Here is an 8875-nt window from a genome sequence, read left to right on the forward strand (position 1 = left end):
CCCTACGTTGGTGAATGGCTGTTCACCAACGTAGTGAATGGGCATTTACTAAGCAAGTCCGGCCACCTCACCCGGGTGGCGACAGGCGAAAGCCGGGGTGGGCTGGCGCCCACCCCGGCCGTTGCTCGCCGTGGTGCGTCAGTGCAGGATCGCGTGCGAGATCGCGCAGCTGTTGGTGTCGTTCGACCAGCTCGACTGCTCGGCGTAGGTGCCGAAGGTGCCGAACTTGATGTTCGCGGCGCCGCCGGCGGTGCCGGGGTTGAGCCAGGCGCACTCGTCGGAGTTCTCTTCGCCGTTGTACGAGCTGCCGGTGTTGTTGGTCCAGCCGCCCGCCGGGTTCATGTCGGACATCATCTCGTGCCACTCGTGGCCCAGCGTCATGGTGTACCCGTCGAGGGTGCCGGGGGAGTTGACGAAGCCGACGCCGCAGCTCGCACCCAGGTCCATGTTGTACGGCTGGTTCGAGAACGCGATGTCACCGTAGGGCGAGGTGACCGCGCCACCGGTGAGGGTGGTGTCGCCGTTGTAGTCGTGCCAGGCGCAGTAGCCCTGGGTCGGGCTCTTGTAGTTGTCGGGGTCCGTCCCGTGGGGCGAGAGGATCACGTAGTAGGCGTTGCGGTTGGACGCGGCGGTGGTGTTGCCGAAGTGGGCGGCCGCGTTGACGGCCTCCACGCCCAGCTGGTGGCCGGTGGCCTTGGTGGGCTCCGACTTGGAGTTGTCGTACCAGACACCGGCCAGCACGCCACCCGTCTGGTACGGGATGAAGTTGGCGTTGCTCGGGCAGCTCGTCGCGCCCGCGGAGACGTTCGGGCCGTCGCACCACTGGGTCAGGTCCGCGGACCACGTCTCGCCGCCGGTGCCGATGCCCTTGAACATCTGCTGCGCGGCGGAGGCCGCCTTGTCCGGGTCCTTGGTGAACGTGGCGTTGCCGTTCGCGTCCGTTCCCTTGGTGCCCCACTGGGTGCCGTAGAAGACCAGGTAGACCTTGGCGTGACCGCTGTTGACGCCGATGCCGTCGATGCCGCCGCCGTAGGAGAGGGTCTCCGGGCCGGTGGTGGTCGTGGCGTGGGTGGAGGCCCAGGCCTTCATCTTCGCGCCGGCGTCACGGGTGGGGACGGCACCGTGGCGGTAGGGGTGCTGGAAGGCCGGGGCGTAGGGGTTCTGCTGCGCGGATGCGTGCGATCCGCTCGCGGCCATGGCGGCGGGCGCCTGCGCCGCGACGAGCGCGGCACCGGTGACGAGGGTCAGCGAGGCGGCGAGTCCGGTCAGGAGCTTGTGGCTCGTGCCACGCTGGCGGGGGTGACCCATGGTCGTGTTGATCCTCTCTGCGCTCCACACCGTCCCCGGTCGGGGCGGCGTCGGCCGGCCAGGGCGTGCCGGGTCCGGGGGTACTGGACCGAGGGAACGCCAACTGGCGGGTTGGGACACGTGCTTGAGGAGGTACTGGGGTGGTGCGGGCGAGCGGTGCACCACTGACCGTGGTGTAGCGAAGCAGAGTTGTTTGCAGCAGGTCAATGGCCTGGTGGAAACCGACGCCGTGTTAACAGGCGCGGAACCCCCCCGGAAACGCCGAAGATCCAGGCAGTAAGATCGCGGCCGCTTCAAACCCACGAAGGGCGGCGGAGATCCGCCGCCCGGTGGCGCCGCGCGTACCCCCCGAGGTCGGCCGTCCTCAGCCCGCGGGGCCGGAGCCGAGCTGGAGGCTGGTCGAGTGCGACTGGCCGAAGGCGTCCGTCCAGCCGAGGGTGATGCTGTCACCGGGGTGGTGCCGGTCGAGCAGCGTGGTGAGGCCGGTGGGGTCGGTGACCGCGGAGCCGTCGACCGCGGTGATCACGTCGCCCGCACTCAGGCCCGCGTTCTCCGCGGGCGATCCGGAGACGACCTGGACGATCGTCGCGCCGGCGGCCGCGCCACTGCCCGCACCCCCGCCACCACCCCCGCCGAGGCCGCCGCCCGCGCCCGACTGGCCCGAGGTGTCGATCGCGACGCCCAGCCACGCCGTCGCGCCGATGTGCACCGTCGCCGAGGCCCGGCCGGCGGCGATCGCGTCCGCCGTGGCCTGCGCCTGGGCCGCCGGGATGGCGAAGCCCTGGGTGGGCGCCGAACTGAACCGGTAGCCGACCGACGCCGCGGTGTCGATCCCGATCACCTGCCCGGCGGAGTTCACCAGCGGACCGCCCGAATCCCCGGCCTGGATCGGCGCGTCGACCTGGATCAGGCCGTCGAGCTGCTCCGAGCTGCCGCTGCCCTGGTCGGTGGCGACGATCTGCTGGCCGAGCGCGGTGACCGAGCCGGAGGCCTGGGCCGGTTGCCCACCGCGTCCGCCCGCGTTGCCGAGCGCGGTCACCGCGTCCCCGACGGCGACCTTGGCGCTCGGGGCCAGCGGCAGCGTCGTGAGGCCGGAGGCTCCGTGCAGCTGGACCAGGGCGAGGTCGTGGCTGCGGTCGTAGCCGATCACGGAGGCGGTGTAGCTGCGCCCGTTGCCGATGTCCACGCCGGTCAGCGAAGTGGCTCCGCTGATGACGTGGTTGTTGGTCAGCACCATGCCGTCGGCCGTGAGCACGATCCCCGTGCCCGCCGCCTCGGTCCCGTCCAGGCCCTGCTCGCTGACCAGGTCGACGCTGCCCGCCGCGACCTGCGCGAGCGACCGCGTCCCCGACCCGCTCTGCGTCGCGGGCGGGCTCTGCGACGGCGTGGGCGTCGAGGGGTTCACGGGAGTCGTGGAGGACCCCGAGAACCCCGACGAGCCCCAGGAGCTCGACGACCCGGACGACGTCCGATGCGCGGACGTCGTGAACGTGCATCCGGCCGTGCCGAGAGCCACCGCGACCGCGCACGCGGTCAGACCAGCCGCACTCCACCTCATGGCGCCACCTCCGTGCTAGCGCCCCCTCCTCCCCAAGCGGTGCCCGGAACGCGCGACCGCCACGCGCGCGGCGCCGGATTTGAAGGGGTTTCTCATGCGGAACCCGCCGCCCTGCGCACCAGGTGGTCCGCCAGCTCGCGCGGGCGGCTGAGCGCGGCCAGATGGCCGCCGGGGATCTCCTCCACCTCCAGACCGAGCCGTTCGCGCACCACCCGGCGCTGGAACTCCAAGGGGAAGAAGCGGTCCTCCCGGCCCTGCAGGAACCGGGTGGGGACGTCCGGCCAGCGCGGCAGCGGCCACGGCTGCTCGAACAGTGCGGCGGGCGGTGCGGAGCCGCCGACGGAGAGGGCCTCCTGCGTCACCTCGGGCGGCACGTCGTGGAAGAAGTCCTCCCGTAGGTCGAACTCCGGGGCGACGCCACGGCCGGTGGCCTCCGCGTAGGCGGAGCGTGCCTGCGCCTGGCCGGTGTTCTCCCACCACTGTCCTGCCGTCTCGCCCGGCGCGGGGACCATCGCGTTCAGCAGCACCAGCTCGGAGACCGGCACCGGCAGCCGCTCGCAGGCCACGGGCACGGAGAACCCGGCCAGCGACTGCGCCACCAGGACCAGCGGGTCCGCTCTCTCCGGGCGCCCGGTGCCGCCGACCACCGCCGCGCAGATCGCGTCGGCGAACGCGTCGAGCCCGGCGTCGGGCTCGGCCGGCAGGTCCAGCGTGATCACCCGGTGTCCGCGCGCTTGCAGCTCGGGCACCAGGCGGTGCCAGAACCAGGCGCGCCCGTCGGCGCCCGGAACGAGTGTGTAGGTGGCCATGGTGCTCTCCTCCCGTTCTGGGACGAACGTACCCGGCGGCACTGACAACCGCCCGGCGTCCGCGCACCGCCTCGCACACCACGGGGCCGGGTGACCGTCCGTCACCCCACGCCCGGCAGGGAGCCCTCCCCGTCCAGGGGCTTGAGGTCGGTGAGCCAACGCGCGTCGGGGTCGTACGCGGCGAAGAACGGGCGCCCGACCAGCCCGGGATCGCGGGCCTGGACGTAGTGCAGCACGAACGCGCGCCGCCCGCCGAGCTCCGTCACGCCGTCCACCTGCACCTTGCCGGGCGTCGCCGACATGATCGGCCCCCGCACCGTCCGGGCCAGGCCGGAGACCTGCGCGTAGGCCTCCCGGAAGAGCTCGTACGCGCGGGCCAGCGGCACGGCGAAGTAGTCCTGCGGGCCGGTGTCCCGCTCCACGAACAGGTAGTACGGCACCGCGCCCAGGGCCACCAGCCGTCGCCACAGCAGCGCCCAGTCCTCCGCCCGGTCGTTGACGCCGCGGATCAGCGGCGCCTGGCAGCGGACCACCGCGCCCGTCCCCGCGACCCGGCGCAGCGCCCGCTGGGCCGCGTCGGTGGACAGCTCGCGCGGATGCGAGTAGTGGCCCATCAGGGCCAGGTTGCGGCCGCTGCCCACCACCTTCTCGAAAAGGCGCAGCAGGTCGTCGGCGTCCGGGTCTGTCAGGAACCGGTGCGGCCAGTAGGACAGCGCCTTGGTGCCGATCCGCACCGACTCCAGGTGCGGGACGTCCAGCAGCGGTTCGACGTAGCGGGCCAGCACCGAGCTGCTCATGATCAGCGGATCGCCGCCGGTGATCAGCACGCTCGTCACCTCGGGGTGCGCCCGCACGTACGCCGTCAGTGCCGCCGCGTCCCCGCTCGCCATCCGCAGGTCCGGCTCGCCGACGAACTGCGGCCAGCGGAAGCAGTACGAGCAGTAGGCGTGGCAGGTCTGGCCCTGCCGGGGGAAGAACAGCACCGTCTCCGGGTACTTGTGCTGGAGCCCCTCGGCCGGTTCGCCGTCCACCAGCGGCGTGTTGTGGTCCCGCTGCCCGCCGGGGTGCGGGTTCAGCCGCAGCCGGATCTCGCGCACGTCGGCGCGCACCTGCTCCGGCGCGGCGCCCTCGCGCAGCAGCCGCGCGACGCGGTCCACGTCGGCACGCGGCAGCATGTCCGGCTGCGGGAAGACCAGGCGGTAGAGCGGGTCGTCGGGCGCCGCGTCCCAGTCGATCAACTCGTCGACGACGTACGCGTTGGTGCGGAAGGGCAGCACCTCCGCGACGGCCCGCGCCCGCACCCGGTCCTGCGCGTCGAGCCCCGCCCGCGCCAGCAGCGCGTCGAGATGGGGGAGGGAGAGAGCCCGGAAGACCGGCCGCCGTTCACCGTTCTGCACTGCCACGCGCACTGAACCTCTGTCACTGCCTCTGACGTCACTACCGCTGACGCTGGTGGTCAATGATGGCACGCGGCCTCGCCCGCAGCCGCACGAACACCTCCGCGTCGACCCCGTACTTCTCGGTGTAGGCCGCCGCGAGCCGTCGCCGCAGCGGCTCCTCCTCCGGCCCGATCAGCTCCAGCTCGAACTCCTGGTCGGCCCGCCCGTCCACGACCGCCCGCACCGGCCGGTCCCGCTGCCGCGCGAGCCGCACCACGAGCCGCTGGTCGCTGAGGTAGAGAACGTCCTCGCTCTCCACGTACTCCAGCCACATCGGCTCCCCGGCGTCCTCGACGCGCCCCGCGCCGCCGCCCTCGTCGTCGACGAGCCGCACGTGCCGGGTCAGCACCTCCTCGACGGAACGGGAGCGGCCCCACAGGTCGGCGAACCGCTCGGAGACGAAGGAGCCGAGCGGCGTGGTGATCCGCACCTCCAGCTGCTGCCCCTCGCCCGAGAGCCGGTCCACCGGGAAGAAGCTCACCATCAGCCGCTCGCCGCACCGGTACAACTGGATGGACGGCGCCGCCGCGTAGACCCGCACCTGCAACTGCTCCCGCTGTTCGGGCGCCAGTTGCGCCTCCAGCCGGCGCAGGTCGCGCAGATTGCGCATCACCTCGCGCCGCACGTCGGCACTCAGCTCGTGCGAGCGCTGGCGGGCCGCCAGCGAGTCGGGGTCCAGCAGCAGGACGCGCACCGTCGCGCCGCGCCGGATCGCGCCGCGCGCCGCGTCCGCGAATCGCGTCGCGGTGTTGCCGGAGATCAGGTACGTGAAGGTGTCCAGCACGCAGACGATGTCGTCGGTCTGGGCCACCCGCTCGCAGAACGACGGGTAGTCCAGCCGCAGGTGCTCGCGCACCCGCTCCTCCTCCAGCCGGGTCAGCACGGGCTGGATCACCAGCAGCGTGAACATCGTGGTGAGCAGCTCCGGAGCCAGGTTCAGCAGCAGGTTCTCCCGGAAGTCCGGCAGGCCCTGCGCGAACCAGATGCACAGCGCCACACCCAGGCCGATCCCCGCGCAGATCAGCAGGACACCCCGGCGCACACGACCGTCCCCGAACACCCGTCACCCCCCGCCGGACTTGGCACGTCAGTACGGACGTTGGTACCCCGAGGGGGTCAGCGCATGCGCTGTTCGCCGTTTCTTGAGGGGGAGTTGAGGATCAAGACGGCGGGGCCTCAGCCTGCCGTCCGCCGACGCGACGGGTCAGCTCGCGGGCGGTCCGGGTCACCTCGGCGGCCAGCGCCTCGCGCTGTCCCGCGTCCAGCGCGGCGGACTCGAAGGTCACCGCCACCCCGGCGACCGGATGGCCCGCGCGGTCCGTGACCGCGGCCGCCACGGACGAGAAGCCGAGCGTCACCTCGCCCTCCTCCGTCGCGTAACCGCGGCGCCGGACCTCCACCAGCCGGGTGCGCAGCCCCGTCAGGGAGCGTGGTCCGCCCACCTCGGTGCGCTGCACGAACGCCGTCGCGTCCGGGAAGAGGGCCCGTACCTGCGCCGTCGGCAGCAGCCCGAGCATCGCCCGCCCGCTCGCGGTCAGCTGCGCGGGCAGCCGCACCCCGACCTCGGTGACCAGCGGCGACCGGCCCGGCGCGCGCTCCTCGATCAGGTACAGCACCTCGCGCCCGTGCAGCACGGCCAGGTGCGCGTTGTGGCCGGTCCGGTCCACCAGCCGGGCCAGCGGCACCCGGGCCAGGCGCTGGAACGGTGCCTGGCGGCTGTATCCGGAACCCAGCTCGAACGCGCTCACCCCCAGCGCGTAGCGGCGCTCCTCCGGCAGGTGCACCACGAAGCCGTCCGCCGCGAGCGTGTCGAGCAGGTGGTAGGTGGTCGACCGGGGCAGCCCGACGTCGCGGCTGATGGCGGCCGCCGGGACGGGCGCTGCCTGGCGGGCGAGATACCGGAGGACGGCCAGCACCTGGGCCGCGGCGGGCACGATCGACATGGCCCGAGCGTATCCCGCGAGGGGTCTGGGATCCCAGACAAGTTGCACCGTAAACGTCTGGGATCCCAGACACAAGGGCGGGCAAACCCCTGTTGTGCCCCTGCTGACCTGGTGCTTCATAGATCCCATGAACAAGGTCCTCATCGGGGTCGGCCCCCTCACCGCCGACGAAGTCGTGTCCGTCGCCCGCCTCGGGGCCGTCGTCGAGCTCGCCCTGGACGCCCAGGAGGAGATCAAGCAGAGCCGCAAGGTCATCGAGGACCTCGCCGACGACGTCACGCCGCACTACGGCGTCTCCACCGGCTTCGGCGCGCTGGCCACCCGCCACATCCCCACTGAGCTCCGCGCCCAGCTCCAGCGCAGCCTCGTCCGCTCCCACGCCGCCGGCTCCGGCGCCGAGGTCGAGCGCGAGGTCGTCCGCGCCCTGATGCTGCTGCGCCTGTCCACCCTCGCCACCGGCCGCACCGGCGTCCGCCTGGAAACCGCCCAGGCCTACGCCGACCTGCTCAACGCGGGCATCACCCCGGTCGTGCGCGAGTACGGCTCCCTCGGCTGCTCCGGTGACCTGGCCCCGCTGGCCCACTGCGCGCTCGCCGTCATGGGCGAGGGCGAGGTCCGCGACGCCGCGGGCACGCTCCTCCCGGCCGCCGAGGCGCTGGCCGCCGCGGGCCTCACCCCGGTCGTGCTGCGCGAGAAGGAGGGCCTGGCGCTGATCAACGGCACCGACGGCATGCTGGGCATGCTCGTGCTGGCCGCCCACGACCTGCGCCGCCTGCTCGCCACCGCGGACATCACCGCCGCCATGAGCGTCGAGGCCCAGCTCGGCACCGACGCCGTCTTCGCCGCCGACCTGCAGGCCCTGCGCCCGCACCCCGGCCAGGCCGCCAGCGCCGCCAACCTGCGCGCCGTCCTCGCGGACTCGGCCATCGTCGCCAGCCACCGCGACCCCGCGAACTGCACCCGCGTCCAGGACGCCTACTCGCTGCGCTGCACCCCGCAGGTCCACGGTGCCGCCCGTGACACCCTGGCCCACTGCGAGACCGTCGCCGACCGCGAGCTCGCCAGCGCCATCGACAACCCCGTCGTCACCCGCGACGGCCGCGTCGAGAGCAACGGCAACTTCCACGGCGCCCCCGTCGCCTGTGTGCTGGACTTCCTCGCGATCTCCGTCGCCGACATCGCCTCCGTCGCGGAGCGCCGCACCGACCGGATGCTCGACGTCGCCCGCAGCCACGGCCTGAACGCCTTCCTCGCCGACGACCCCGGTGTCGACTCCGGCCACATGATCGCCCAGTACACCCAGGCCGCGATCGTCTCCGAGCTCAAGCGCCTCGCCGCGCCCGCCTCGGTCGACTCCATCCCCTCCTCGGCCATGCAGGAGGACCACGTCTCCATGGGCTGGTCCGCCGCCCGCAAGCTGCGCCGCTCCGTCGACGGGCTGACCCGGGTGCTCGCCATCGAGCTGCTGACCGCCGCCCGCGCCCTGGACCTGCGCGCCCCGCTCACCCCCTCCCCGGCCACCGGCGCCGTCCGCGCCGGCCTGCGCGAGCACGTCGAGGGCCCCGGCACCGACCGCTACCTCGCCCCCGAGATCGAGGCCGCCGTCCAGTACGTCGCCGACGGCCGCGCGCTCGCCGCCGCCGAGGCCGTCACCGGCCGCCTGCACTGACCTCCGCTGCCCGAACCGCGTAGAAGGACTTCGACATGACCCGACCTGACGTCATCCGTGCCGCGCGTGGCACCGAGCTGAGCACCCTGGGCTGGCAGCAGGAGGCCGCCCTGCGGATGCTGAACAACAACCTCGATCCGGAGGTGGCG

General features: G+C 73.0%; 8 protein-coding genes. 2 read left to right on the forward strand and 6 right to left on the reverse strand.

Going from position 1 to position 8875, the window contains the following annotated elements; all coding sequences use genetic code 11:
• Window positions 1-138: 138 nt before the first annotated feature.
• From ABH931_RS08135 to ABH931_RS08160, 6 genes are all read right to left on the reverse strand, one after another.
• Window positions 139-1308: a hypothetical protein gene (locus ABH931_RS08135; RefSeq protein WP_370111342.1), complete on the reverse strand. Its 1170-nt coding sequence runs from the start codon at window positions 1306-1308 to the stop codon at window positions 139-141.
• 364 nt (window positions 1309-1672) lie between these two features.
• Complete coding sequence (locus ABH931_RS08140) at window positions 1673-2713, reverse strand: S1C family serine protease (RefSeq protein WP_370111344.1); 1041 nt, start codon at window positions 2711-2713, stop codon at window positions 1673-1675.
• Window positions 2714-2958: 245 nt separating this feature from the next.
• On the reverse strand, window positions 2959-3675 hold the full coding sequence (locus tag ABH931_RS08145) for an alpha/beta fold hydrolase (RefSeq protein ID WP_370111345.1): 717 nt from the start codon (window positions 3673-3675) through the stop codon (window positions 2959-2961).
• A 101-nt stretch (window positions 3676-3776) separates the two neighbouring features.
• Complete coding sequence (locus tag ABH931_RS08150; protein WP_370111347.1) at window positions 3777-5078, reverse strand: KamA family radical SAM protein; 1302 nt, start codon at window positions 5076-5078, stop codon at window positions 3777-3779.
• 34 nt (window positions 5079-5112) lie between these two features.
• Window positions 5113-6156: a hypothetical protein gene (locus ABH931_RS08155; protein WP_370111349.1), complete on the reverse strand. Its 1044-nt coding sequence runs from the start codon at window positions 6154-6156 to the stop codon at window positions 5113-5115.
• A gap of 118 nt (window positions 6157-6274) precedes the next feature.
• Window positions 6275-7057, reverse strand: a complete 783-nt coding sequence (locus ABH931_RS08160; protein WP_370111351.1) for an IclR family transcriptional regulator — start codon at window positions 7055-7057, stop codon at window positions 6275-6277.
• A gap of 127 nt (window positions 7058-7184) precedes the next feature.
• Here ABH931_RS08160 and hutH point away from each other — a divergent pair, with 127 nt between their 5' ends.
• Together hutH and ABH931_RS08170 are read left to right on the forward strand one after the other, a co-directional pair.
• The gene (hutH, locus tag ABH931_RS08165; protein WP_370111353.1) at window positions 7185-8726 is read left to right on the forward strand and encodes a histidine ammonia-lyase; all 1542 of its coding nucleotides are present in this window, start codon (window positions 7185-7187) and stop codon (window positions 8724-8726) included.
• Between the two features lie 35 nt (window positions 8727-8761).
• The coding region (locus ABH931_RS08170) for a hypothetical protein (RefSeq protein ID WP_370111362.1) at window positions 8762-8875 on the forward strand (114 nt) is incomplete at its 3' end.

The organism is Streptacidiphilus sp. MAP12-33 (genome assembly GCF_041261265.1).
Classification (GTDB): domain Bacteria; phylum Actinomycetota; class Actinomycetes; order Streptomycetales; family Streptomycetaceae; genus Streptacidiphilus.

What these genes read in the sequence shown, in the direction of transcription:
- ABH931_RS08160 (WP_370111351.1), bottom strand. Translation starts at nt 7,057, where the DNA reads ATGTCGATCGTGCCCGCCGCGGCCCAGGTGCTGGCCGTCCTCCGGTAT.
- ABH931_RS08135 (WP_370111342.1), bottom strand. Translation starts at nt 1,308, where the DNA reads ATGGGTCACCCCCGCCAGCGTGGCACGAGCCACAAGCTCCTGACCGGA.
- ABH931_RS08145 (WP_370111345.1), bottom strand. Translation starts at nt 3,675, where the DNA reads ATGGCCACCTACACACTCGTTCCGGGCGCCGACGGGCGCGCCTGGTTC.
- hutH (WP_370111353.1), top strand. Translation starts at nt 7,185, where the DNA reads ATGAACAAGGTCCTCATCGGGGTCGGCCCCCTCACCGCCGACGAAGTC.